Source organism: Acaryochloris marina MBIC11017 (assembly GCF_000018105.1).
Classification (GTDB): Bacteria; Cyanobacteriota; Cyanobacteriia; order Thermosynechococcales; family Thermosynechococcaceae; genus Acaryochloris; species Acaryochloris marina.
Map to the genome: position 1 here is coordinate 153,510 of NC_009926.1, position 25,883 is coordinate 179,392.

The following is a 25,883-nucleotide window of genomic DNA, read 5'->3' on the forward strand; positions in this document are numbered from 1 at the left end:
ACAATGGCTAATCGCTTCTCTCAATTGGGGCTGTTGGGCAGTTTATACACGGCTCAGTTGATTCCCAATATGTTTTTCACCGTGGCGCTGCCGGTCTATCTCCGCAGTCGAGGCGCTTCCCTAGAAACAGTGAGCCTGCTCAGCTTGCTGTTTTTGCCCTGGTGCTTCAAGTTTCTTTGGTCTCCGCTGGTGGATCGCTATGGGTACACCCGTTGGGGGCACTATCGCGCCTGGATCTTTGGTACCCAATCCATTGCCGCTGTCTTAATCGTTATTTGTGCACTTTTTGATGTACAGGCCCACCTCGGTAGTCTCGTGGGTTTGATGCTCTTGATTACGTTTTTCTGCGCCACACAGGACATTGCCACCGATGCGTTTGCAGTGGGACTATTGCCCGTTGGCGATCGCGAAGTCGGTAACGGCATCCAGTCGATGGGGGGCTATCTTGGCTCCATTATTGGAGCCGGGGGGATGTTGGTTTTACTAGACCACTGGGCCTGGACCCCCACGATGCTGCTGCTGGCAGTGGTAATGATCCTCTCCATGATGCCAATGCTAGGGGTACAAGAGCGTTCAGTTCCTTCACCCGCTGCACCTGAACCAGCATCTATATGGCGCTACTATGGCCAGCAATTTTCTGCATTTTGTCAGCGACCCGGCATGAAGTCTTGGTTACTGCTGCTGGTTCTATATGCCACAGGTGGCTCGATGGGCTACACCATGCTGCAGCCATTGATGGTGGATTTGGGGCTGTCCCTTGGGCACATCGGTTGGCTTTTAGGTATTGTGGGTTCTGGTGCCGGGATAGGGGGTGCGATCGCAGCCATCCCTTTGATCCGCAGGCTTAGTCGTAAGTGGGCGCTAAGTGCGATCGCCATTCTGCAGGCGATTGTGTTGCTAGGATGTCTACTCCCTGCTCTGGGGCTTCAACAGACCGTGGTCCCTGTGGTGATTCTGTTTCATGTCGGCTTAGGGTTCGCCAGCACCATCATGCACACGACATTTATGGATCGGACCACTCCAACCACTGCTGGATTCGACTACAGCTTCCAGTCTTCGGTCTCCTATATTGGCGGTATCGGTGCGGCTGCCATCAGCGGTCTATTGGTGACCCATATGGGCTACCCATTATTTTTTGGCTTGTGCAGCCTGTTGTCTCTTCTCAGTATTGCTGTCATTTATGGGTGTTTAGGCAATATTGAGCCTCAAAGTCCGATCTTAAACCCGGCCGAAGTTGCATCTGGGCAACGTTAGCAGACCAAGGCTCTATCGCCCTGGCAGCAGCTTGATCCGTTTGCGATAGGGAAAAATCCGTTTGCCGCAGGCGCTCTCCCACCTCCTTCCCTACAATATTTTTCAAGTCATCAGCGGCTGCTTCATCTCTCTTTTTACAGTTCTCTTCTTTACAGGTATATGAGTTCTCTTTTTGCGCAGGCCCCGGCTGGATTATGGGCCTTGATTGCCCCTGTGCGGGGCAGAATTGGGGTTGCGATCTCACTAGCAATCGGCAGTGCAACGACTACGGTGCTAGCCCTGGCTGGAATAGCTACCCTGATCCAACGCTTGCTCTTGGCAGACGCCAGTTTGGCTGATGTGGGGGTAAGAGGATTAGCTGTTGCGATCGCACTAGCGATATCCGTTTTCTGTCGGGCCTGGGCCTTTCGCCTCTCCCATTTAGCGGCCTTTGACTTGGAAGCATTACTGCGGACAGAACTGACCCAGCATTTAGCCCAGGTGCCCCTGGGATTTGCGATTACAACGGGGTCGGGGGCCATTAAAAAAGTGGTCCAGGACGATGTCAAAGCCCTCCATGCCTTTGTGGCCGATACCACTCCACTGATCGGCCTTGCCCTAACGACGCCTATTCTAGCTCTGGTAATTTTGCTGGTGGCCGACTGGCAGATGACGGTGGCCTCCCTGGCGATCTTGCCCGTAGGTCTGATTTGTCTTTCTCTGGCGACCCAAGATCAGGCCCAACGACGGCAACAATATGACGAGGCTAATGAACAGATCAATGCCACGGTGATTGAGTTTGTTCAGGGGATGCAAGTCGTCCGTTTATTTGATGATGGCACTAGCTCCTTTGCCCGCTATCGGTCCACCCTAGACACGTTTACTCAGACCCTAAAGGACTGGACAGCAGCGACCGAAAAGCCGGGTCGAGCCGGTGAGCTGATGTTTGGCCCTTTACCCGTCTTACTCGTGGTGGCTGTGATCGGGAGTTATGGCGTTCGCCAAGGAGATCTCACCTTACCGACGCTGCTGCTCTTTCTCTTGCTGGCCCCGCAAATCAATAGTGCTTTTAAGCCGATCTTGACCCTGTCTTTATTTATCAATCAATCTCAAGCCAGTGCTTTGCGGATTTGCAAGCTGTTGGCTGAGCCCATCCTACCCTTACCCAGCCAGCCCCAAAGGCCCAAGGATGCCTCCCTGCAACTGCAACAGGTTAGCTTTGCCTATGGGGATCGTCTGGCTCTGGATCAAATTTCTTTGGACTGTTCCCCTGGCTCCGTGACCGCCCTTGTGGGGCCATCGGGGGCTGGCAAATCCACCCTAGCGCGACTGATTCCTCGATTTTGGGATGTTACGGAGGGAGCCATTCGGATTGGGGGAGTAGATATTCGCGAGATGACTGAAGCAGAGCTGATGTCGTGGGTGGCCTTTGTCTTTCAGGAAACTTTTTTGGTCCATGACACGATTCGTGCCAATATCTGCTTAGGGGCTACAGACGCGAGTGAGGCCCAAGTTGTCGCTGCGGCTCAAGCGGCTCAGGCCCATGATTTTATTCTGGCCCTTCCCCAGGGATACGACACGGTTGCTGGGGAGCGAGGTACCAGCCTGTCTGGAGGACAGCGCCAGCGCATTACCCTGGCCCGAGCCTTACTGCAAAATCGCCCCATCGTTATTCTGGACGAGGCAACTGCCTTTGCGGATCCAGAGAATGGAGTGTTGATTCACCGTGCGATCTCAACCCTGACTCGCAACAAAACGGTGATTATCATTGCCCACCGGCTCACCACCATCCAATCTGCTGATCAAATCGTGGTCCTCGATCAGGGCCAAATCGTAGAGCAAGGTCAACACCCTCAGCTCCTTGCCCAGCAGGGCCTCTATGCCCAGCTCTGGTCTCACCATCAACGTGCTCAAAATTGGCAGCTCAGTGCCAAGGTGCCCCATGGTTAATCTTTATCGCACCCTGATCAAAGTTGCTGGGTCCTATGCCCCCCAACTCCAGCGATCTCTGGGGCTGTCCTTACTGGCCTCGATCATACAGGGATGTACCTTAGCGCTATTGTTTCCGCTTCTGGATGCCCTAGCTTCGTTTCAAGAGCAACTCCCTGGACGCTTACTGGTGCTGATGGCAGGGGGAACCGTCTTAGAAGCGCTTTTGCGGTGGCGGGAGCTAGATTTTGGCTGGCGGACCTCCATTGAGGTCACCCATGAGCTGCGAATTCGATTGGGAGAGCAGCTTCGCCAGATGCCCCAAGAAGACCTAAATCGTTATCAGTCCGGCGATCTCAATCTTATCCTCAGCAGTGATGTGGCCGATTTGGTGTTGTGGATGGGCAGTATTGTCTCCCTGATTCTTCAGGCGATTGTGGTTCCCAGTACCCTAGTGTTGGTGACGCTCTGGGTAGATTGGCGGCTGGCCATTGCCCTTTTGATCACGCTTCCAGGCGCGATTCCCTTCTACCGTCAACTGCGCCGCCATGCTGCGACAGAAATGCCCCAGATGGCCCAGGCAGATGCCATCGCCACCTCTCGGCTGATCGAATATGTTCAGGGACTCCCTGTCCTCCGTGCCCACCAGCAAGTGGGGCAACAGTCCGATAGACTCCAAGCAGCTCTCCAGCATCAACGTCAGATACAGATTGACAGCCAAGATCGCACGACTCGGCCTACCTTGCTGTTAGCCGGAATGGTACAAGCCAGTCTGTGCTTGATCCTCAGTTTAGGAATATCACTGGTTTGGCTGCAGGACCTAAAGATTTCGACTCTCATGGCCATCATCGTGATTGTGGTCTGTTGTAGCGACCCTCTCACTTACCTGGCGGGTTTAACCACGCTCTTTGATCTGATGGAAAGTGCCCTAGAACGGGTTGAACATCTGATGGCCATTTGTCCCTTACCCGTTGCCCCAAAGCCAAAAATAATCACCGACTATACCATCACCTTTGACCATGTCTATTTCCGGTATCGTGGCCAGGAGAACTGGATCCTCAACGATGTGTCTCTTGAACTGCCTGAACGCAGCTTTACCGCTCTTGTAGGTCCATCCGGTAGCGGTAAGACCACCATTGCGAGACTGATCAGTCGCTATGCCGATCCTCAATCTGGAACCCTGGCGATGGGTGGGGTAAATCTGCAGACCCTATCACCTGCCATCTTGATGCCTCACCTTGCTGCCGTTTTTCAAGACGTGTATCTGTTTAATGACACCATCTACAACAATATTCGGATGGCCAAACCGGTAGCCAGCGATGCTGATGTGATCGCCGCTGCCAAAATCGCGAATTGTCATGGGTTAATTCAACGCTTTCCCCAGGGTTATCACACCCGAGTGGGAGAAGTGGGCGGCGCACTGTCTGGGGGGGAACGTCAGCGGATCTCGATTGCCCGCGCTATCCTCAAGGATGCGCCCATTATTCTGCTAGACGAACCCACCTCTGCCCTGGATGCTGAGAGCGAAGTGCTGGTTCAACATGCGATCGATCGGTTAGTCGCAGACAAAACGGTGGTGGTGATTGCCCATCGACTATCAACGATTGTCGGCGCTGATCAAATTTTGGTGGTGCAAGCCGGCAAAATCATTGAGCGAGGCACTCATTCGGAATTGCTAAACCAGAAGGGGGCCTATAGCCAAATGTGGTGGAGTCAACAGCCCCAATAGCAGTATCGATACGTCACCGCAGGGAAGGAATGACGAGCTATTTTCTCAAGGGCGAGTCCAGCAATCTACGGTTGTCGTTCAGCAGTAATAAAATCCACATTTCGCAGGTTAGGTTCTGAAAATTGGCAATTAAATCTAGACTGTTTTTGAAGTGTGAACACGCATAGATTTGGAGCAAAAACCCCAAGTTCTGATCAATCTCTGTGGACATTACAGATCAAGTGGCTGTTATGAGGGGTTCAACTTAGCCGAATGGCCATAATTTTCAAATTATTGAATTGACAAGTCAACCTGTGGAATGTCCGTCTATCGATAGAGATGCTAATGTAAACCCAGAAAGACTTTTCTGAGGCAGACAAACAATTAGCTCGTTTCAGGTTTGTAGGACATTAACCTTCTGACTAATCGCTAGTCGGACCGAAACGGATGGGACGGATCACAGACGGAATGACACCTCAAAAAGCAGCCTCTATTCTTCGTGATGCTGGGTTCGAAGTGGATCCTCTGAGCTTACGCCTGGAACGCAGGGAAGAACTCTGGGTGATGCCTCTTAGCGGAGATCGGATTGCATGGTTCTCAACGACGTCCGAGTCCGCTCGTCTCCTGGCATTCGAACGGCGGGTGCAGGAGTTAGTTAGTCGTCACACCAGCCTTTGCGTGCCAGTTTCTACGTTTATGAATGACGTGGTTGAAGTTCGGAACGCTGTTCCTGGACTGGTTGATCATGGGGTACTCTTCAAGACATTTCTTGCCGATTCCTCGCTCGCACAGCGCTTCGGTCACGAGCTTGGCCATGCTCTCGCCGACCTTCATGGTTCCATTCCGGCAAGCCAGCATGGAGACTGGCTTCCCAAACAACTCGAATGGCCCTTGCCGCACCATGAGGTGATCGAGAAGATAGACGTCGTTATCGACGACCCAGGCTTAGTCGCACAGATTGACCATGTTTTGACCATGCATGAGACCATCGTTGTTGATCCAAGCGACCTCGTTCTACTCCATGGCGACCTTGGTTTTCATAATGTCGCTGTGGAGTACGAGAACCTGGCGTTTCGGGGACTTTTTGACTTCAAAGATGCCGCGCGTGCAGATCGCCACCTCGACTTTCGCTATCTCATTTTCACACCGGGGCGCTTCGATATGCTTGACGCCTGCTGTGCTGAATACTCGAGACTTACCGGTCGCACCTTGGACCAGCAGCGGATTAAACTGTACAACGCAATTTGGGCAATCAGCCACTTGGCTCACCGGGCCGGAACTGCTCCAGATGAACTATCCTGCGGGCGGACTTTGGAAAGAGATCTGTGGTGGACTAGAAGTGCTATCGCTTCACTGTCTGCTTGACCAAGCATTGAGCGAGCTGACTAACAAACTTTGAATCTGACATGGGCTTCAGAAATGTCGAGAGGCCACTTCAATTGCACATCCCGCCGGTCTGCTCAGCTCAATGAGACGAACAGGCCTACAATTCCTGCAAGGATTCCTAGATGGTCAAAACCTTGGACTTGGATCCGCAAGGCTTTGAGCTTATAAAACAACTCAGATGAAGTTACCAATTTCTCTAACCCAACCTGTGGAATGTTTGATAGAACGCTATCCCTCCACCATAATTTTTCGGTAAAGTGCTTCGACGGGATTTTGATGCTCTACCATGCCAATCTTGAGGAACCGGTATCAGGGATGACGCTTGAGTATCCAAAATGACGGTGCATCAGCCGCAATTTGTTGTTTACGCGTGATTTCAAACCCATTTTTTTGGTAAAACCGCACTGCCAACTCTGTCGCTGTTACCACAGAACAAGGAAGACCCTCCTTACTTGCCTGCAGCAAAATGGGTTCTAGTAAGCGAGTTCCTATCCCTTGCCCTTGACTGTCTGGATGTACCACCATGAGCCCCAAATCCCAATAAGGAGACTCGCCCATATCTTGTTGCTGGGCTTTTTCGATGGCAGACAAGACCTTGAGCCATCGTGCCAAGCGATTCCAACCCACCTTCACCGGTAACTGATACACCTTCAACTGCAGTGCCATCTTAATTTGCTGGAGCCAATGGCTGGAGACTTCCCCTGCTGGTGGTAACCAAACTGCTACTCCCTGTATATCTGATGTCGTATAGGTATACCCATACTGGATGCAATAGGCCATTAATCGACTCGTCAGCCAAGTTAATGCCTGAAATCTCAGTTCCGGATCATCTGGTGTTAAATTGCTAAATACCGGATCTGATATCAATGCATGTGCTGCCAGTTCACTGGCCTCTTCAATTTGCGACGGTCGTAACTGGAGTATATTAGAGTGATCCATCATTTGAGAACCTAATAATTGGTTTGAAAAGCTGTCTTGAATGTGTTCAACGAACAAGTCAATATCCTGACCACCCTCGATGCAGTCGTGCAAATCATAGGATGATATCTAGGTTGTAAACGCCACCAGCTAATGATGTTCAGCTTCTGCAATTACCATGAGAAGTTCTGCACCGAGACCATCCTGTTCTAAGCTTCTGGAGTGTTCCCTCCTCAAGGGCGCTGACTAGAGTTGGATTGCGGATGTGGTAAATCGTAGCGCCAGATAGAGTCATGGTTTGCTGCTCAACCCAATGATTTAAGCCTGATCAGTCATGGCCTAACTTTCAAAGGAGATGCGCTATCGTGTAAGCATCGGTCTATCTTGCCGGAGGCATCGAGATGGTACGTCCCTACCTAACAGGCCTGAGTGCTTCGCTACTAATGGTGATGAGTCCACTGGTGAGTCAGGCATCGGAGCTGCCGATTGTAGAATCTGCTGCATTAGGGATTGGTAAAAATCCACCCTGGTCTGAGCCTGTTCAGGTTGAAGATCCCTTTGAAGGTCAATTTATCGCCGTTTTTGATCGGCATCGTTTTAGTGATCGCTTCTTAAATACCCATATGCGGATCGAAGTCCAAAGCCTGTGGACGCAAGAGTATGTCCGCTTATTGCTTACCGCCAAAGATCGGGATTGCTATGGTCATCACGGTTTCTTATCATCATCCTATTGCAGCGAAGTAATCGACACTAAAAAAATCGTCAAATTGTTTGTCAAGATTGATGAACAAATCTATCAAGTCTCGGGGCAGCACAATACGTTTCCTGTCAATTTAGAGTTAGCCAGCGCCCTTAGCAGGGCTTCAGAGCAAGAGATTCAAATTCGCTTAGTCACCGAAAGTGGCACTTCGGTGGATAGCAAAATTGGCCCAAAAACTGTAAAAGCTTGGCAGACCCTTTATACCTCTACGCTATCTCACAATTTGAAGTAGCAAACTCAATCATGCTGTTAGCAATTGAGTATGGATGTCTATTGGTAATTCGAGTTCAGTTGAGAATTACACTTTGCTTTGCAACTAGTGCTGTTGCTTGGGTGCCAATTCGTGAAAAATATCACCTAAATTCCGTCTAATATGACCATATATTCGCTATTTTCTATATTTTGGTAAAAATACTACATAATGTTTGCATTCCCATACACTGTGAGATAACTTTCGATATGTCATTCGGTCTCCTTTGAAGTCTTCAAAGGAGACCTTGCTACCGCAGTATAGGTGAAACCTGACCAGTCCTGCGCTCAAAGCGCAGGCTTATACAGGATAGTTATTAATCGTTGTTGACAATAATTATAGATAATATCTGGAGAACATCCTAATTTCGGAATTATCATGCCTTGTCCGTTTAATCTATCGTTAGGCAGCTAAGTGGTGGAAATACGTCACGAAATATTGTTCGCCGAAAATTCAGACATCGACCCTGAAGAACTCAACGCTCTATTTCAGCTAGTCGGTTGGGATAATCAAAAGCGGCGCACTGTATCCGAGACCAGAGTGATGCTGGATGCAACTCACTTCTATGTCCATGCTCATGTAAACAGGAAGCTTGTGGGTTTCGCTCGTGTATGTGGTGACCCATATGTCGCCCAAGTGCTTGATGTCATTACTCATCCCGAGTATCGATATCACGGCATTGCAACTGAATGTATGCACCGAATTGCATCCTTTCTCAGTCAATCCAATTATGTCACCGTTACCCTGCTGGATGACTCTGGTATTCCGTGTTTTTATGAGCGTTTTGGGTTTCGAGGGATAGATGAAACGCCTATGAAATGGTGTTCGTAGCATCACCATAATTGCCACGAATATTTCACGATTAATATACAGTACGCATCAGGTAGGTCATCTATGAAAGCTTTTAGTATTGAGGCTGCTCCATTGGCAGCGAAGCCGCAAATTGGATCGATGCTTTCAGCATATCTTGCTGAATTGGGTGTAGGTGAACCGTATCAATATTTTCACCAATACTGGGTTGAGCCTGGGCAACGCTATCCATTCTTGATCCGGCATCACTCAGACCTAGCTGGTTTTGCATTTGTTCGCCGTGTTGAACGATTTGAGATGGCAGAGTTTTACATTGTGCCTGGATTTAGAAGGGTTGGAATTGGTCGATTTGCAGTAGAAGAACTCGTTAGACAATTCACGGGCTTGTGGATCGTTCGCGCATTCCCTGGCAATGAAAGAGCGTTGTTATTTTGGAGATCGGCTTTGAGGAGTCATTACATTAAGCATTTGGTGGAGGGTTCAGAGGGTGAGCGCATAGTGTTCACGTTTGAATCACTCAGGGCGCGTTAATGGCTGATCAGGTTATTGGTATTTCCGAGTTAGCTCAGGTGATTTCTACCCATCTCAATTGCCGAATACTATATCCACCGACGGCAATCAGCATCCCGCAGGTAGCAAAAATAGAAACCTGTAATGCCATACCCGCACCTAATCCTGTGCCAAAAATAGGTCCAAAGAACCCTGCTAATGCCCCACTGGGCTGCATGGCTGGTTCAAAGAAATGATCAGCTAACGGACCTGCGATCGCATATCCGATCGGACTACTCAACTGGGTCAGCAAAAATTGCGTTGCAAACACTCGCCCTTGCACCTCAGGTTCCACCTTTGACATCCAAATGGTTTGATTTGCACTCTCTGGAAACGGCGAACAGAATCCACACACTAGCGCTGTCCCAATCTTAGTCACTGTTTGCTGTGCAAGAGCCAACACAATAATGCCGAACTTCCACAGGGCACTGGCAATCAAAACACCGTGAATGCGGCGCTTCGGTCCGCCGCTAATACTAATGGTGAGTCCGCCCAGCAGACCGCCCATGCCAAAGAAAGCGAGAAGCGTTCCCCAAATTAGCGGGTTATTATTGCTCCGAGCTAAAACCATCGCGGGCAAAATGGCGAATATCGTACTGCCAATCAGGCTATTGACGATCCAAAAACCCAGTAGAGCCATCAGACTAGGCCGAACCCAGAGATACTGGAGACCAAAGGCTAAGGAAGACCAAGACGTTTTTGGTTTAGTCGGCTGTTCTGATGGCTGAGGGATTTTGACCAAGGCTAGACTGGTGATCGCCATGCCAAAGGTGACAATATCGATGCTGAGAACCCCCGTTAACCCGGTGGCAGCATAGAGCGCACCCGCTAAAGCCGGAGCCAAAACATAACTCCCAGACATTTGGACAGAACCCAGGGCAGTAGCACGGGCATAATGTTTTTCGGCCACGATTAAAGTTAGAGAAGCCGAATAGGCTAGACCTTGGATGTAGCCGAATAAGCCGTTAATGGCCCCAGAAAGGTAGAGATGCCACACCTGAAGCTGATCCGTGAGAAACAGCATCAGTAGGGTGAGGGTAGACAGTCCTGCAGCTAGATCACCTAGCAGCATCAAGTGTTTGCGAGAGTATCGATCCACCCAGATCCCGGCAAAGGGGGAAACCAGAAGTTTGGGAATCTGAGTGAACACCATAATCAAAGATAAGGGGGTTGCTTGTCCGGTGATTTCCCAGGCCCATAAAGTGATGGCAAAGTTGGTTAGTTCTGAACCCAAGAGTGATGCAAACTGTCCAAGCCAGATGATCAGAAAGGTGCGCATAGGTCCTGGCATTCAGAAATAGGAACGACGAATAGATTCAGAATTTCAATCGGATTAACCTGCAGGGAGGTGAAAGATATATCGAGGTAAGCCGATAAGCCAGTCGCCCTCAGGTGGAGTCAGGATTCAGGTTAAAGATCTCGAAAACACTCCATAAGTATTGGTAGTCGTTGTTCAAGCATGGAAGACTGTCAAACATTCAATATTCATTGATGACCCGCAGATCAACTTCAAGACTTGAATCGAGTGGGCATACGGCTGGTTTTAATTTTTGAGAGTGACAGCTGTTGGTAGAGGTCACTGAGGAAAACTTCAGTGCCAATAGGCCCTAAGAGGGCATGGCATAGGTATACAGGGGTGAAATAGACCTTACCTTCTTTGCTCGGTGGTAGTGATTGTGCGATCGCATTCTCGCTCCACTCTGTTTTGATGGCTTTGACCTGCTGTTCTTCCGGGGTGGGAGTTTTAGCAGTGTTTTGGCTAGAGAAGCCTTCGATCAAAATCCAGTCCATATCCAGATTGGTCAACGATTCTAAAGAAATCACATGACTCGGTTCCTGAGATTGACTTAAATCAGCCGGGACCACCACTTCAAATCCAACGTCTTCAAGCAAGGCTCCACAGGAACTGTTTGCGGTTTCTAGGCGCACGCCCTGGCTCAGTTGCTCAGACAGCAGCAACAGAACTTTAGGGTCTTTAGCCACGATAGGCTGTAACTCTTGCTTGAGTTTGGCAACCTGTTGCTGAGACTCTGCAACCATCGTGGTGGCTTTGTCCGCTTTCTGGAGAGCTTGGCCGAGAGCTTCCAAATCGGTCTGCCACGCAGACCCTGCACCACTGTAGTCAAACAGTAAGGTGGGGGCAATTTTAGACAGCAGTTCATACTCATCTTTATTCTTAATGCTGTCGGCCAAAATCAAATCGGGTTTCAATTTTGCGATCGCTTCTAAGGATGGGCTCTCAGCAGTCCCCACATTATCTGGCTGTCTTGTCAGGTACTTTCCCAAATAGGGAATTTGCTGATCGGGCTGATCAAATTGGCGACTCGGGAAGGGAAAATACTCCGCATGGGCAATCGGCTGTACCTCAAGAGCTAGTAAGAGTTCCAATAAATTGGGACCAATGGTGACCACCTTTTGCGGTTGACCACAGACCTCTGTTTCACCCAGATCATGGGTAATGGTTCGACAGTCCGTTCCTGTTGAGGTGGATGGAGTGGGACGGGTACAGGCTATGCCCACTATCGCTAAGGCCATCAGTAGGCCCATCGTGTTCAATTTCAGTCGTGCCATACGCTAGCTTTCCTAAAAGGGCTGGGGCTTATTGAGTGGGAGAATTCACTGCAGGCAGTAAATCAGCTTGCAATTGTTTGAGTAACAGCTCGGTGCCAATGGGACCCGGCAGAGCGCGACAGACATAGGCACTGTGAAAGTACACTTGGTTCGATTGGCTGGCGGGTAACGATTGTGCGATCGCATTCTCCTGCCACTGCTGCCGAACGGCTGAGATCTGCTGCTTTTCTAGATCAGGCCCCGCATCGCTAAAATCGGTATTCCAAGCTAGAAAAAAGATCCAGTCAGATTTCAGCTCTGGCAATACCTCAGGGGAAATATTGTTAACCCCTCGTGTCCCTGTACCGATATTTTTAGGCGCTAGTACCTTAAACCCCAGATTTTCGAGAAGTCCACCACAGCGACTGTCGCGATTCTCAATCGCCAGCTCCTGGTCCAGTTGCTCAGATGCCAACAATAAGACTTGCGGGTATGTCTGGACAGCAGGCCGTAATGTTTGACGGACCTCAGTTACCAATTGGTTGTGAGCAGCAATCACCTGCTCCGCCTTCTCAGAACGGTTTAATACCTTAGCCAGAAAACGAAGCTGGACCTGCCATTCCTCGTTAACCCCATAGGAAAACAGCAGTGTCGGAGCAGCTTGAGATAAAAGTGAGTACTGCCCCTGATTCGCTAGAGTACTTCCGACAATCAGGTCTGGCTTGAGTTTTAAAATGGCTTCCAGGGAAGGACTATTCCAAGTGCCCACTTTTTTGACCTGGCCTGTTAGCCGTTCTCCCAGGTAAGGAATTTGAGATTGGGGTTGATCAAAATTGTCGAAAGGTAGGGCATAGTAATCCGCATAGCCAACAGGCTGCATATCCAAAGCCAACAGCAACTCCAAAATGCTGGGGCCAATGGCAACAATGGTTTGGGGTTGCCCGCAAATCTCAGTTTCACCTCCATCATGCTGAATGCGTTCACAACCGCTGGTTGGAGTGGTTTGATCGGGCTGGTTACCCGTTGTGCCACAAGCCAGCGTTAGAGCACCAACTAGTAGCCCAATAAATAGAGACTTGATAACGGTAGCCATTACAACTCAACAGAGATAGATCCTCGAATAGTGAACGGCTCCCCTGGGTAGATACCTCTGGCTCTCCCCCCATTCACAGAACGGATAAAGTTGACGTCGAATAGGTTGTCAATGTTGACAGCAAATTTCCAGCCATCTCGCCGATAGAAGATAGCAGCATTCGTGAGGAAATAGCTATCGACCCTAAAGCTGTCCTCCAGATCACCAGCCCGATCACCCACAAAATTAAAGCCCACCCCAAATCCTAGTCCCTGGACATCCCCGGCTTGGATTTCGTAAGTCGTCCAGAGACTAGCACTATGTTCAGGGACACCGATCAAGTCATTGCCGATGGGGAAGGTATTGTCTTGGGTGATTTTGGCATCAATATAAGCATAGGAGGCAATCACATTCCAGCCCGGCAAAATTTCACCTGAGATATCAAAATCAATCCCCCGGCTATTTTGCTCCCCTGTAGTGATGACAGCAAAAGGGACAACCGGATCGGCGGTGGCGACGTTTGATTTAGTAATATCAAAAAAGGCAAGGGTGGCTGATAAACGGTCTTTGATCAACTCCGCCTTAATTCCAACTTCAAACCCTTCTCCCCGCTCGGCATCCAAAAGTTCTCCCAAATCATCCGTTTCAAAGGTGGGGTTAAAGGATTTGGAATAGTTGGCATAGAGTGCAAGATAATCCGTCGGCTGAAAGACCAGGCCAACCCGAGGGCTAAACGCTTCGTCCACTTGGGTGTCTTCGACCCCCGTCACAATACTGATATTAGAGCGGTCGACGATATCGTAGCGAATACCCCCTACTAAGATTAGATTATCCAGCAGGTAGATTTGATCTTGCAGATAAACCCCCAACCGATTGACCGAATTGTCATTACCAAAGGCAATCGGCACTGTATCAAACGCAGGTTTGGGGTCGTATACGGGGTTAAAAATATCCAGAAAACTGAAAAATTCAGGGGTGGGAGAAAATCTCGTTGCCCCATTGTTGTCTGCACGAGATAGATCAATTCCGGCGACGATATTGTGCCTAATCGAGCCTGTCTCAAACTCGCCCTGAAGACTGGTATTCAGATTGAAAAAGTTGTTCTCATTAAACTGAGCCGCAAAAACCCGCGTCAATGTTCCTGTCGGTTCATCTAGGGCAAAGGGCAAAGCGAGTATACCGTAATCATTTTTGTCATAGATATAGCTAAACTCATTGCGAAGTTTCCACTTGTCATTAAAGCGGTGTTCTAGGTCATAACCCACTTTCAAGTAGGTTTTATCTATCGTATCTTCAGGGTTATTGGTGACCCGTGAGGGTGGGATATTAGCAATGCCATCGCCAAAAGCCAGGGTCCCAAAGTCAGCAGGATTATCCTCCTTGATGTATTCCAGGCTAAAGGTCACATCCGTTTGATCACTGATGTTCCATGTCAAAGAAGGTCCTACGAAAAAACGATCAAAACTAGTTGTATAGTCCCGAAAACTATCTTCGCGGCGATAAAGGGCGTTGAGGCGGTACAGCAAATTGCCTTCTTTATCCAAGGGACCGGATAGATCGACACTGGGACTGATAAACCCTCGGTTACCGCCTTGAATTTGTAGCTTATAGAAAGGTTCCGATAAGGGTTGCTTGCGGACCAAATTAATCAGTCCACCGGGTTCTGACTGCCCAAACAAAACTGAGGCAGGCCCTTTTAGAACTTCTACTCGCTCTAAGTTCGCAATTTCAGGTTCAACAGAATCATCACCAAACAGCCGAAATCCATTTTGCAAGACAGGAACGTTATCAAAGCCACGAATGGAAAAATTCAGTCCGCGACCATCGTTATTCCCTAAAAAGGTGACGCCACCCACATTCTCCACTATCTCTTCGAGGCCAATTGCCTGCTGATCTTCAATGATCTGCTTGGGAATGACTTGAATAGATTGGGGAACATCTCGAATGGGCGAATCGGTCCGTGTCCCTATGCTGGCATTAGGTGGAGCATAACCTTCTTCAGGATTAGCCGTCACGGTAATTTCCACATCTTCATCTTCTGCCAAGGTATCGGGTGCCGATTCTGAGGCAATAGAAAAGGTGAGTCCTGAGTCTGCATTGCTAACCGTCGCTGTGGGAGCTGAATTGGCTCCTGTGATCACGACTTGCACCTGATCATCGGCCAGGTTCGTGACGCTAATTTGCGTAATCTCAGGCGTTGGGTTGGCTTGCTCAAAGCTGGGGTCTTCTGGCAAAGCTAATACAGCATTGGGAATCACAGCACTCAGACGATTTCCCTCGGTGGTGGTGGTGGGAATACTAAGCTGTCCTGTCTTAGATTCCAAAATAATATTGAGACCCTCAGGACTGGGGTCTACTCGCACAGCCGTAATCTCAACGATGGATGCCTCAATCTGGGCCTGCCATTCCTTGACGCTGGTCGCGGGTTGGGAAGAAGGGGGCGTAGAGAGTTTTGCGAGATCGATATCTGGAGTCTCACGTCCTCCTGCAGCCTGTTCAGCCCGAACGGGAAGCGGAGCTAAAAGGCCCAAGGTGGCAATCACGGAAGGGAGACCAAGTATTATCCTACCTGGTAGTTCAAGAATCATCGTCTTCTGAATCAATCTTCATACACCGCATAGACATCATTGCTTCGCACACAAAGCTAGCTGGTTAGTATAGGGGAAAAGTCCTCTCAAAATCTTTGCGATAAGTACTTTTTCCTTTGTGAAATGGATTTTTTAGATCCGAGCCGTTGGCTTTGTTCAGAAATGGCCAAAAACAGGTAACACTTGCACGACAAAGCAGGCCATCTCTATCAACACGGATGGCTACTTGAGGGATTAGAGTTGCGATTTCACTACACTTCTAAATCAATGCTCACTGCAAAACCTCTTGCAGTTGGGTGCAGGCAGCTTCAATCTTGCTAATGCTGCCAGGATTGACAAGGCCGTAATAATCAAAGGCATTAACCCGCTTATTCTGCGTCGCCTTCAGCTTGCTCCAAAACGGTTCAGACTCAAAAGCCGCTACGGGATCTTGCTCCGGGTCCACCACCAGGACAATATCGGGATTCGCCTCTAACACCTTTTCCGCCGAGAGGGTGACATAGCCTTCTACTGGGCTTTGGCCTTGCAATTCCGCCGCTAGATTTTTGGCCTTAAATTGTTGAAGTAAATCTCCAGCCCAACTATTTTTATTGGGGGCTAAGATCGGTTGTCGGCTGACCAGCACCAGGGTTGAGGCTGATTCAGCAGGTAATTTACTCAGGCATTGTTGATAGCGGGCCAATAAGGGGGCGGGATCGGCTCCGATTTTGTCCGCAATCTCTTCCGTTAACACGATTAAATCCTGCCAGCCCTTGACTTCCGTCGTCAATGTAGCAATGCCCAAATCCTTCACTTTGCAGAGGGGCTGATCATGAAAACCTTTAGCACCAATCACCAGCGTCGGCTTCAGGGCAACAATTTTTTCTAAATCAGGGGCGGTTCGTCCTTGACTGACTTGGGGGAGATCTTGAAATCGCTGGTCGGTTCCAATTAATCGACTACCTGGAATTCCCACCAGCTTGGTGTCATCCAGGTGATGAATAATATCGGCTGTGAGGGAGGTCAAGGCTACGACCTTGACCGATTCGTTGGTCGTGCATCAAAGAAGTGTGGGTTTGTTAAACCGATAGGGAGTCGAGTTGTTTTATTTCCTCATGCAATGTCCTCTATGTGGTCATCCTAAAACCCACAAACATGGCAAGACCAGCAAAGGCAGTCAACGTTACCGTTGCCCCCACTGTCAACAGACCTTTAGTGAGACCTTTGACACCCTGTGTTATCGCCGTCAGATCTCTCCTGAAACGATCCAGACCATCCTTCAAGCTCATGTTGAAGGGAGTAGTCTACGAGGACTCTCTCGCATCACGGGTGTAGCGTATAACACTTGTGTGAGTGTGGTTCGTTCAGCGAGTCATAAATCCCAAATGATTCACAATGGGGAAGTTCAGGCCGTTGCGACCGACGTCATTAATGCAGATGAGTTGTGGTCCTTTGTCAAAAAAAGCAAAAGCACTGTGAGCCGAAGGAGTTGAGGGTAGGCGACTGCTGGATAGCATTGAGTCTTGCGAAAGAGAGTGGTCTCGTGCTCAGTGGCCGTATTGGCAGACATACCGACGAGCTAGCTCAAGAATTGATTGAAAATACTGAGGGCAAAACCGCCTGTCATCATTGGCAAACGGATGGTTGGGAAGGGTACGCACGACAATTACCCGATGAGGTCGTCCATGAAGTGAGTAAAGCCCTGACCCAACGCTTAGAGCGGACCAATGGCATCGTGCGTCAGCAGACCGGGCGTTGGCATCGACGACAGAATAAATTTGGCAAAGTCTGGCAACAGAGTGCGATGACTTTAAGATTGGTGCTGAGCTATTTCAACTGGATTTGGTGCCACTCTCGATTCAAGAACACGGCTGCCCAACGAGCTGGATTGACGGAGCGTCCTTGGAGATGGCAAGACTTAGCTTCCTATCCCACACTTTGTTGATGCACAATCGATTCGTTGGTTGTGGCATCTGCCGTCACAGGCTTTTCGCTATTGGCAGAGGGGGGTGGGCTAGAACAGGCAAACAGTTGGCTACTGAGCAGTAGTGCGGCTAGGAGCAGCCGAGAACGGTTAGTCATGGGAAGGAACGGTTGAAGGAACAGGTATATCGGCTGCGCGGATGGCACAAATTTGTAAGCCCACGGGGCTATCCATGAGGGCAGCGGTGATGCCAAAAACTTGAGCCAGATTATGGGGCGTCAGCACTTTTGATACTGGTGGCGAAATATTGCTTAATTTGTTTAAAGCACCGATATAGCGTTATCAGCTATGAAGGAAAATTGTAGTGTTGTAATTACATCAACGGCGGAATAAGTATTTTAGACATTAACAAATATTTCGCCACCAGTATCACTTTTTGAGGAGGACCCAAATCAAAGAGCTGTCCTTGTTTCAGTGGGCACTATAGCGAATCGCGAGATTGACATCATGGAGAACAGTCAGAATTGTCAGTCCTCGGTCTTGATTGAGGGATTTCAGAAGCTCTAGCAATTCGAGCTGATGGTGTAAATCTAAAAAAGTTGTGGGCTCATCTAGCAGCAAGACCTTGGGATTTTGAGCTAAAGCCAAGGCTAAAAAAGCTCGCTGGCGTTCGCCACCTGACAAGTTTTCCAGCGGACGGTTGCGAAATGACAACATCCCAGTTTGAGCCAAGGCTCGCTTAATATGCTCATGATCCGTGGGTGTTAACGACCATTGCCACCAGGATTGATAGGGGGGCCGCCCTAAGCAGACCAGTTGGTGAACGGTTAGCCCCGCTGGGAGAGTTTGGTGCTGGGGCAAGACGGCCATCTGTTGAGCAACGGCCTGAGTGGATTGCTGTTGAATGGCTTTGCCATCCAGAAGAATTGTGCCTGCTTGCAGGGGCAACATGCGGCTGATCAGCTTTAATAAAGTCGATTTCCCGGAGCCATTCGCCCCCAATAAACTCAGCCACTCCCCCTCCTGCAGGGTAAAAGCAACGTCTTTAACAACGCTGGTTTGGTCATACCCACCGCTAATTTTTTGCAGGTCTAGGAGCATAGTCATACCCCTAACGGAGACATACGACGATACAGCAGCCAGATAAACAGAGGAGAACCTAAGAGAGCAGTAACTGCACCTACCGGTAGTTCAACGGACCCAAGTCGAGCCAGCAGATCGGCCAAAATCAACACCCAGGCTCCACCAAGAGCAGACAAAGGAACGACCCAGCAATAGTCCGTGCCGACTAAAAGGCGGACACCATGGGGGACGACTAAACCGACAAAGCCAATTAAACCCGCCATACTAACGGCACTAGCGGCTAATAGAGTGGCTATCCCACCGATTAAGAGACGCGATCGCGTCAACGATACCCCCAAACCTACCGCTAGTTCATCTCCCAAATTGAGGATATTGATATTGCGGGACAGCAAACAGCCTGCAATCAGCGCACCGCCAATATAGGGACCAGCATTGACCACTTCTGTCCACCCTCGTCCATTCAAACTACCAATCAGCCAATTGAGGGCGGCTTGAATCCGACCGTCATCGGACAACAATAGTAGGGTGGTTTGTACTGCACCTAGAGCTAACCGCAACCCCACCTAACACTAAACGTTCCACCGCAATCCCGTTGGCAGTATGGCCTAAACGATAGACCTTATCGGAAATAGCGTAGACACCTCACAGAAGCGCTTTTTTCTCTCACATTTGTGATTAGGCAGTTCCAAATTGCCCGGTAGGTTTCCCACGACGGTGAGTCAACCGGAAATTATGGAGCCCACAAGCTGTTTCCATGGCATCATCAACATAGTGGTCAACCCAATTTCTAAATCTCTGAACCACTATCTGACAACGCTTAATCCCCCCGATTTGGTGTTCTACCTCCACTCGAACCTGTGAAATTTGTCGATTCTCCTCTTTTTGTATGTTTGTCAATTCTGCGTTGCGAGGTTTCTTCTTCGGTTGTTTGATGCTCACTCCGCTTGGGGCAAATCCTTGGAACCCAGTATCTTGCCAAAGCTCACTCCCTTCTGGGAACTGATACCTGACCTTTACTCGAAAAAGTGGACAGTTCATTTAAGCTGCAAGTGTTTGATTTAGTGTCCTCCAGTAATTTTCTTCAAATTGGACAGGGGTGCAATATCCAATGGTTGAATGCAGTCGTTGTCGGTTGTAGAACACCTCAATCCATTCTGCAATGACCGTCTTAGCCATCGCTCGGTTAGCGAACGTTGTGGGATAAATTAACTCAGTTTTGAGGGTCCCAAAAAAGCTTTCAGCAACCGCATTATCCCAGCAATTGGCTCGACGACTCATACTACAAGTGATTCCCCTCTTCAATAGAGCCTGTTGATAGTCTCCACTGGCATATTGACTGCCTCGGTCAGAATGAAAGATTAATCCAGTCTGTGCTGGTATCCGTTGTCCTAAAGCAGCCTTTAGGGCATTGAGAACTAATGGTGTGCGCATATGCTCAGCCATGGACCAACCCACCACCCGTCGAGAGAACAAGTCAATAATCACGGCCAAGTATAACCATCCCTCATGGGTTCGGATATAGGTGATATCTGCAACCCAAGCTTGGTCAGGCTCCTCAGTCGTAAACGTCCTGTCTAGGATATTCGGGGCAATCGGCCCATCATGCTCAGAATCAGTGGTGACTTTGAATGGACGTTTCGCTTGGGCACAAATCCCCAGCTGTGCCATGAGCCGGACTACCCGTTGGCGACTGGCTCGAAATCCTCGGGCAATCAGAGATGCATGAATTCTCGGTGAGCCGTAGGTTTGACGACTCTCATCATGAATCTGTTGAATCCGCTCTGACAAGATTGCATTCTCCTGATGTCTAGGGGAGGGCTGGCGCTTCATCCAGGCATAGTAGCCACTTCTCGATAACTTGAGGACTTTACACATCAAGGTAATGGTGACGTTCACCTTCTCTGACTCCATTAACTCATAGGGTCTGAGCGTCCCTGAGCAAAGAAGGTTGCTGCTTCCTAAGAAACACAATCCCCTGTACCAATGGATTCAAGCTTAAATCCGAATTCGGCTGCTTTACGATGGAGGTTTTTAAGAACCCGCTGGCGGTATTTTTGCTCGTATTGATCTGCACCAGGATCTACATAGTCCATGCCATAGCGGACTGCATTGTAAAAGAGCACAGCGAGTTTGCGTGCTGTGGCCGTCACGGCTTTCGCCTTTCCAATTCGCGCAGCTAGGCGGCGATAGAAAGCGCCCAGAGCCGTATTAGTTCGCCCAACAGCCACTGCAGCTCGTCGCAAATGTGTCGTTACTCGGTTGGTTGTCTTACCGGAGTAAGCAGAGAGCAATTTGCCACCTGATTTTTTGCTTCCGGGTGACAGTCTTAGCCATGAGGTGAAATGTTTAGCTGTCGGCCACCGACTGAGGTCAACCCCACACTCCGAAATTAAGCGTAGTGTAGATAAGGGCCAATCCCATGAATTTGAGTGAGATCCCTTCCCACTAGTTGATAGAGTGACGCTCGAACATCAAAATTGATGGCATTAGGTTGGCGCGTTTTAGAACGGATCTTCGGTATTGGCGAAGTAGGCTCTGGCTTGTCTTGATTCAGTTTTGCTAATGAGCGCTCAATTTCAATATCGCATTCCTGGACTCGGGCTTGATAGAAGTCATACAGGGTAAGGGCTTGAGTGAGGGCAAAGATATGCTCTGGTTGGTTATTACCACGCAGCGACGCCTCAATCGTCTCCTGACTTGCTCGGCAACGCACGTCCCGCATCTGGGCCAACTTGACCGGGTCACGCTCGCCAGCAACAATAGCCCGAATAATCTTCATCCCTGTCGCACCCGTGATGTCACTAACGACATTCTGAAGCTGCATATTCATCAAGGTCAGGGCTTTTTGCATATGCTGAATATGAGCGGCCGCATAATCTAAGTGCCGCTCACGTATCCGTAGATAGGCTCGAAGGGCAGCAATATCTCGACCGGGCCGAAAACTTGCCCGCAGTAGACCGCAAGCGTGTAACCGCTGTAGCCACTGAGCATCATTAACATCTGTCTTGCGTCCTGGGACATTACGAGCCTCTCGTGCATTGACCAGTATCACGTCTAACCCTCGGTCCTCAAGGATCTCAAACACTGGCACCCAGTAAACGCCAGTGGACTCCATCGCCACTGTTTTAATGTTGAATTGAATCAACCAGTCAGCAAGACGATGTAAATCGGAGGTAAATGACTCGAAGGTTTGAACGGATTCATCAGCTATTTCAGGTGGTACTGCAACAACATGAAACCGTGACCCAATATCAATCCCCGCTGCAAATGGTTGCACTACAGGCAAGCCCGTTCGTTCAGATTTATCTGACATGGATAGTCCTCTAACAAGTGGATAACCCGGATGGGAACTCGGGTTAAATCACTTTCCTAAACGGGGTCGTATGAAACGCCACCAATATTGAGTCCGCAGCTTTCCCTGGGCCCGGTTTTTTGACGGGGTGCTACCTCCAAAAAGCAGACGGCCACTATCCGGGTACTTGACAGTGTATAGTCCAAACCAGTGGAAAACATACCTCCAAAATGAGTCTAAAAGCTTTTCACAGAAGGAGTTGTAGCTCAACGAGAATGGGAGTCCCATCCTCGTCGCCAGTCAGATCTTTTTGTGTTTCTAGTCTATTGGGGCAGGCTGAAGCGTGGAGATGGTTTTTTAGGAAATCTCGTTCCATTTGAACGCGTTTGAGGTCTCGACGTAATTGGTTGAGTTCTTGACGCTCAGCAGATGTCAAGGGGCCACCGGGGATAGGGTGTTGGTCGATTTGGGCTTGTTTGATCCATTTGCGTAAGGCACTCGGGGTTAAGTCCAGTTCTCTCGCCACTTGATTAACAGATTTACCAGACTGTTGAACAATTTTGACGGCCTCAGCCTTCTGTTCAGTAGTAAAGGTTCGACGGGGTCTTTGTGTCATGTAAACATTCTCCTAGGGTATCGACTCTGCGAGAATGTCCACTTTTTCGAGTAAAGGTCAGCAACAATTTTCAGATTTCATTAGCTGCTTTTGATTTGAAGAGGTCAAAATTCTGCATCACCAAAAGCTTGCAAGAGCCGAGTGTTTCCGGAATTCACAAGTAGTAAGGTTGGGGCAACTTTAGACAGCATTTGATACTGATCGGCATTGTTGAAGTCAGTCCCTATGATTAAATCAGGCTTGGTCTTTAGGAGCGTTTCAATGGCTGGCTGGGACGCTAAACCTAAATTCGTTAGGGGCTGGGTGACAAACTCACCGAGATAGGGAATATCTTGACTGGGGTTATTATAGGCGTCTTGATGCCACGCCACGTGATCAGCGTAGGCAAACGGCTGGATGTCCAAAGCAAGCAAAGGTTCCAGAACAAACGGTCCCAGCACTGCGATGTGTTGAGGTTGACCACAGATTTGGGTTGCGCCTTGTTGATGCTCAATCATACGACAGTCCTCTTGCTGCGAAGGGGTTGACGGAGTCCGAACATCCAAGTCTTTTTGACAGGCAACTACCATGACCGATATGGCAAAAACCAGTATCCGATGATAAATCATTCTCCTTCTTTAGACAGAACGCTAAAATTGAATCGCAACTGAGCCCACGATGGTGAAAGGAGCACCAGGTTCATTGAGACTCTCTCGACTATTTTGAGTGGCAGCGATGTAATCAACGTCAAAGAGATTGCGAATACTAAGGTTTACTCGCCAGTTATCACGCCGATAAAAAATAGCCGCGTTGGTAAGGAAATAACTCTCGACATCAAATGTATTCGCTAGATCTCCAGCACGATCTCCCACAAAATTAAAGCCCAGTCCAAAGCCTAAACCCTCTAAGGTACCGGACTGTAGGGTATAGGTTGTCCATAAACTGGCACTATGCTCAGGTGTATTGAACACACGATTACCCACGGGAATATCATTATCTGCCGTCACTTTGGCATCAGTGTAAGCATAGGATGCCAAAATATTCCATCCGGGTAGAATCTTACCGACGATATCTAACTCAATCCCTTGACTGTTTTGTTCCCCCGTAGCAATCAAAGCAAACGGGTCATTAGGATCAGAGGTCGCCACATTCTGGCGCGTCACGTCAAAGTATCCTAGAGTAGCCAGGAAGTTACCATCCCATAATTCGGTTTTAATACCAACCTCAAAGCCCTCTCCCCGCTCTGGGGCCAGTGGGTCTCCAGCACTTGTCGTACCAAAATTGGGCGTAAAGGATTGAGAATAGCTGCCATAGAGGGATAAGTTGGGAATTGGCTGATAGACCAGGCCGAATCGAGGAATCCAAGCATCATCATTTCGGATTGTCTCTGTGGTATTGGGATCAAAGGCATTCGGGAAAGAGGTAACGGTTTCTTTGACCGTTTCGTATCTTAATCCAGCAACAAGAATCAGATTATCAAGCAGATCAATTTGATCCTGAAGATAGATCCCAAGCCGATCTCGGTCCAACTGTTCATCTCGAAAAACAGGTAACTCTCCAGGATTGACGCCATTAAAGGTGCCATAGACAGGGGCGAAAATATTCAAAGGCTGGAAATCTGCAAAATCACTGAATTGGGCAGTATCTCTTTCTTCGCTCCGGTTGAGATCGACACCAAATAATAGAGTGTGGTCAACGGGACCCGTGGCAAATTTGCCAATTACGCTGGTCTGCAACGAGAAGTCTTGTGGATTCCTGACTTGACGACTTAACCCTCGGCCAAGAATCCCATTAGCTTCATCAAAAAAGAAGAGAGGAATAGCGCCTGTATTTAAGATGTCTCGGCGAGTAAAACGGAAGGTGTTTTGGACCTTCCAGCGGTCGTTAAAGCGATGTTCTAGGTCGTATCCTACCCGAAGAAATTCAATATCGGAGAAGTCCTCCAGCTCACCCGCAACACGACTAGCAGGTACATCAGCTACCCTATTGCCGATCACAGGCAAACCCACTTCAAATGGCCCACTGTAATCCGAATATTCTAGTTGAACCGTTAGATCGGTCTGATCGCTAATTTTCCAACTGAGGGTCGGCGCTACAAAAATACGCTCTATATTTTGTTCGTAGTCTCTAAAACTCTCTTCATTGCGATATAGGACATTGAGGCGATATAAAAGGCGGTTATCGGAGGTCAAGGGGCCAGTCAGATCGATTTGAGGACTAATCAACCCTCGGTTTCCAATCTGGAGTTGTGCTTCATAGGTCGGGTCCGCTAATGGCTTCTCGGTTACTAAGTTAATGACTCCACCTGGTTGTATTTCACCATAGAGAATTGAAGCAGGTCCCCGCAGAACTTCTATCCGCTCTAGATTGGCGGTCTCTGGAATACCATCATTCCCAAAACCAAACTGTCGAAAGCCATCGCGAAGGATAGGAACGTTATCAAAGCCTCGAATATTGAAGTTAACATCTAATCCAGCGAAGTTACCACCATAGGTAACCCCACTGAGGTTACTGAGGGCATCTTCAAGGCGAATCACCTGTTGTTCTTCTAAGACCTGTTTCGGAATTACCTGAATGGAAGCGGGTGTATCCAGAATTGGGGTGTCGGTTCGTGTCGCAGTACTTGCATCAGGGACAACATAACCCTCCAGGAATTTCTCTGCTGTCACCGTCACATCAATCTCTTCATCCTCTGAGATTGCTTGTGCTGCAGCATCCACAACCAACACCAATCCTGTGTCCTCATTCTGAATCGAGACCGTTGGGGGTGCGTCCGTCCCCACAATTTCAACTGTCACCTGATCCGCTGTTAAAGAGGTCACGCTGACTTCTGCAATACCCGTAGCAGGATTCAGTTGCCGATATTCTGGGCCATCTGGTAGGGCTAACACTGCATTGGGAATCACTGCTGTTAATCGATTCTCCTGAGCTGTAGTTGTGGGAACACTCAATTCATCCCGTCCAGTCTCTAAGATGATTGAAAGCCCTTGAGCTGTTGGATTCACCTGTACTTTTGTAATCTGAATTATTGCTTCTTCTATCTGAGCTAGCCATTCAGTGACGCTCGTGGTAGGTTGCTCACGCTCGTGATTACTAGCTTCTGCAACCTCTGTGGAATTTTCAGATTTATCTACGGCCCAAACGGATGGTGCTGTAAGTATATTCGCTAGGGTAAATACCCACAGCAGCAAAGATTTACCAAATAACCGTGTAACCATGCCTCACCTAAATTGCTAGAGCAAACTGTTGCTAATAAA

At 48.9% G+C, this 25,883-nt stretch carries 20 protein-coding genes and 5 pseudogenes; 8 read left to right on the forward strand and 17 right to left on the reverse strand.

Annotation, left to right across the window (positions count from 1 at the left end; genetic code table 11):
- Nucleotides 1-3 precede the first annotated feature (3 nt).
- The 4 genes from AM1_RS29535 to AM1_RS29550 all read left to right on the forward strand — a co-directional run bounded on the left by AM1_RS29535 (nt 4) and on the right by AM1_RS29550 (nt 6,235).
- Nucleotides 4-1,254, forward strand: a complete 1,251-nt coding sequence (locus tag AM1_RS29535) for an MFS transporter (RefSeq protein WP_012166676.1) — start codon at nt 4-6, stop codon at nt 1,252-1,254.
- A gap of 159 nt (nt 1,255-1,413) precedes the next feature.
- Nucleotides 1,414-3,183, forward strand: a complete 1,770-nt coding sequence (locus AM1_RS29540; RefSeq protein ID WP_012166677.1) for an ABC transporter ATP-binding protein — start codon at nt 1,414-1,416, stop codon at nt 3,181-3,183.
- Complete coding sequence (locus AM1_RS29545; protein WP_238549332.1) at nt 3,113-4,891, forward strand: ABC transporter ATP-binding protein; 1,779 nt, start codon at nt 3,113-3,115, stop codon at nt 4,889-4,891. Before AM1_RS29540 ends, AM1_RS29545 begins: the two co-directional genes overlap by 71 nt.
- Nucleotides 4,892-5,317: 426 nt before the next feature.
- Complete coding sequence (locus AM1_RS29550) at nt 5,318-6,235, forward strand: phosphotransferase family protein (protein ID WP_041661138.1); 918 nt, start codon at nt 5,318-5,320, stop codon at nt 6,233-6,235.
- A 330-nt stretch (nt 6,236-6,565) separates the two neighbouring features.
- Here AM1_RS29550 and AM1_RS29555 read toward each other — a convergent pair whose 3' ends face one another.
- Nucleotides 6,566-7,198 carry a GNAT family N-acetyltransferase gene (locus AM1_RS29555; RefSeq protein ID WP_238549333.1) on the reverse strand — a complete coding sequence of 211 codons (633 nt, stop codon included), beginning with the start codon at nt 7,196-7,198 and terminating at the stop codon, nt 6,566-6,568.
- Nucleotides 7,199-7,575: 377 nt separating this feature from the next.
- Between AM1_RS29555 and AM1_RS29560 the strand changes: the two genes are divergently transcribed.
- Nucleotides 7,576-8,166, forward strand: a complete 591-nt coding sequence (locus AM1_RS29560) for a hypothetical protein (protein WP_012166682.1) — start codon at nt 7,576-7,578, stop codon at nt 8,164-8,166.
- Between the two features lie 159 nt (nt 8,167-8,325).
- Here AM1_RS29560 and AM1_RS44515 read toward each other — a convergent pair.
- Nucleotides 8,326-8,400: pseudogene (locus AM1_RS44515) on the reverse strand (IS200/IS605 family transposase); the annotation flags it as partial.
- A 201-nt stretch (nt 8,401-8,601) separates the two neighbouring features.
- Between AM1_RS44515 and AM1_RS29565 the strand changes: the two are divergent.
- Together AM1_RS29565 and AM1_RS29570 are read left to right on the forward strand one after the other, a co-directional pair.
- Nucleotides 8,602-9,015, forward strand: coding sequence for a GNAT family N-acetyltransferase (locus tag AM1_RS29565; protein WP_012166684.1), 414 nt, complete (start codon nt 8,602-8,604; stop codon nt 9,013-9,015).
- Nucleotides 9,016-9,078: 63 nt separating this feature from the next.
- Complete coding sequence (locus AM1_RS29570; RefSeq protein ID WP_012166685.1) at nt 9,079-9,525, forward strand: GNAT family N-acetyltransferase; 447 nt, start codon at nt 9,079-9,081, stop codon at nt 9,523-9,525.
- A 34-nt stretch (nt 9,526-9,559) separates the two neighbouring features.
- On the opposite strand, the gene AM1_RS29575 is transcribed toward AM1_RS29570, so the two are convergent.
- From AM1_RS29575 to AM1_RS29595, 5 genes and pseudogenes are all read right to left on the reverse strand, one after another.
- Entirely contained in the window at nt 9,560-10,822 is a 1,263-nt protein-coding gene (locus tag AM1_RS29575; protein WP_012166686.1) for an MFS transporter, read from the reverse strand.
- 230 nt (nt 10,823-11,052) lie between these two features.
- Nucleotides 11,053-12,114: an ABC transporter substrate-binding protein gene (locus AM1_RS29580; RefSeq protein WP_012166687.1), complete on the reverse strand. Its 1,062-nt coding sequence runs from the start codon at nt 12,112-12,114 to the stop codon at nt 11,053-11,055.
- Nucleotides 12,115-12,142: 28 nt separating this feature from the next.
- Nucleotides 12,143-13,186 (reverse strand): ABC transporter substrate-binding protein, encoded by a 1,044-nt coding sequence (locus AM1_RS29585; protein ID WP_012166688.1) that lies wholly within the window; start codon nt 13,184-13,186, stop codon nt 12,143-12,145.
- Nucleotides 13,186-15,753: a TonB-dependent siderophore receptor gene (locus AM1_RS29590; RefSeq protein ID WP_012166689.1), complete on the reverse strand. Its 2,568-nt coding sequence runs from the start codon at nt 15,751-15,753 to the stop codon at nt 13,186-13,188. Before AM1_RS29590 ends, AM1_RS29585 begins: the two co-directional genes overlap by 1 nt.
- 271 nt (nt 15,754-16,024) lie before the next feature.
- Nucleotides 16,025-16,789 (reverse strand): annotated as a pseudogene (locus AM1_RS29595) (ABC transporter substrate-binding protein); the annotation flags it as partial.
- A 43-nt stretch (nt 16,790-16,832) separates the two neighbouring features.
- Between AM1_RS29595 and AM1_RS40130 the strand changes: the two are divergent.
- Nucleotides 16,833-17,677 (forward strand): IS1-like element ISAcma3 family transposase gene (locus AM1_RS40130; RefSeq protein ID WP_148215646.1). Its coding sequence is split into 2 segments (ribosomal slippage): nt 16,833-17,189 and nt 17,192-17,677, totalling 843 coding nucleotides; the frame shifts between segments, so codons are not numbered across the junction.
- Here the strand turns inward: AM1_RS40130 and AM1_RS42450 are convergent.
- The 10 genes and pseudogenes from AM1_RS42450 to AM1_RS29645 form a co-directional block, all read right to left on the reverse strand.
- Complete coding sequence (locus AM1_RS42450) at nt 17,659-17,814, reverse strand: hypothetical protein (RefSeq protein WP_012166691.1); 156 nt, start codon at nt 17,812-17,814, stop codon at nt 17,659-17,661. The genes AM1_RS40130 and AM1_RS42450 overlap by 19 nt on opposite strands.
- Nucleotides 17,807-17,941, reverse strand: a complete 135-nt coding sequence (locus AM1_RS44075) for a hypothetical protein (protein ID WP_012166692.1) — start codon at nt 17,939-17,941, stop codon at nt 17,807-17,809. Before AM1_RS44075 ends, AM1_RS42450 begins: the two co-directional genes overlap by 8 nt.
- Before the next feature lie 142 nt (nt 17,942-18,083).
- Nucleotides 18,084-18,757 (reverse strand): annotated as a pseudogene (locus tag AM1_RS29610) (ABC transporter ATP-binding protein); the annotation flags it as partial.
- A gap of 2 nt (nt 18,758-18,759) precedes the next feature.
- Nucleotides 18,760-19,357: pseudogene (locus tag AM1_RS29615) on the reverse strand (FecCD family ABC transporter permease); the annotation flags it as partial.
- Nucleotides 19,358-19,414: 57 nt separating this feature from the next.
- Nucleotides 19,415-19,777, reverse strand: a complete 363-nt coding sequence (locus AM1_RS29620) for a transposase family protein (RefSeq protein ID WP_012166693.1) — start codon at nt 19,775-19,777, stop codon at nt 19,415-19,417.
- On the reverse strand, nt 19,778-20,635 hold the full coding sequence (locus AM1_RS29625) for an IS3 family transposase (protein WP_187152974.1): 858 nt from the start codon (nt 20,633-20,635) through the stop codon (nt 19,778-19,780). It lies immediately after the preceding gene.
- A gap of 62 nt (nt 20,636-20,697) precedes the next feature.
- Nucleotides 20,698-22,052: pseudogene (locus AM1_RS29630) on the reverse strand (IS110 family transposase).
- Between the two features lie 226 nt (nt 22,053-22,278).
- Nucleotides 22,279-22,647 carry a transposase gene (locus AM1_RS29635; RefSeq protein ID WP_012166696.1) on the reverse strand — a complete coding sequence of 123 codons (369 nt, stop codon included), beginning with the start codon at nt 22,645-22,647 and terminating at the stop codon, nt 22,279-22,281.
- A 104-nt stretch (nt 22,648-22,751) separates the two neighbouring features.
- The gene (locus tag AM1_RS29640; protein ID WP_238549334.1) at nt 22,752-23,216 is read right to left on the reverse strand and encodes an ABC transporter substrate-binding protein; all 465 of its coding nucleotides are present in this window, start codon (nt 23,214-23,216) and stop codon (nt 22,752-22,754) included.
- 60 nt (nt 23,217-23,276) lie between these two features.
- Entirely contained in the window at nt 23,277-25,844 is a 2,568-nt protein-coding gene (locus AM1_RS29645) for a TonB-dependent siderophore receptor (RefSeq protein WP_012166698.1), read from the reverse strand.
- Nucleotides 25,845-25,883: the final 39 nt, after the last annotated feature.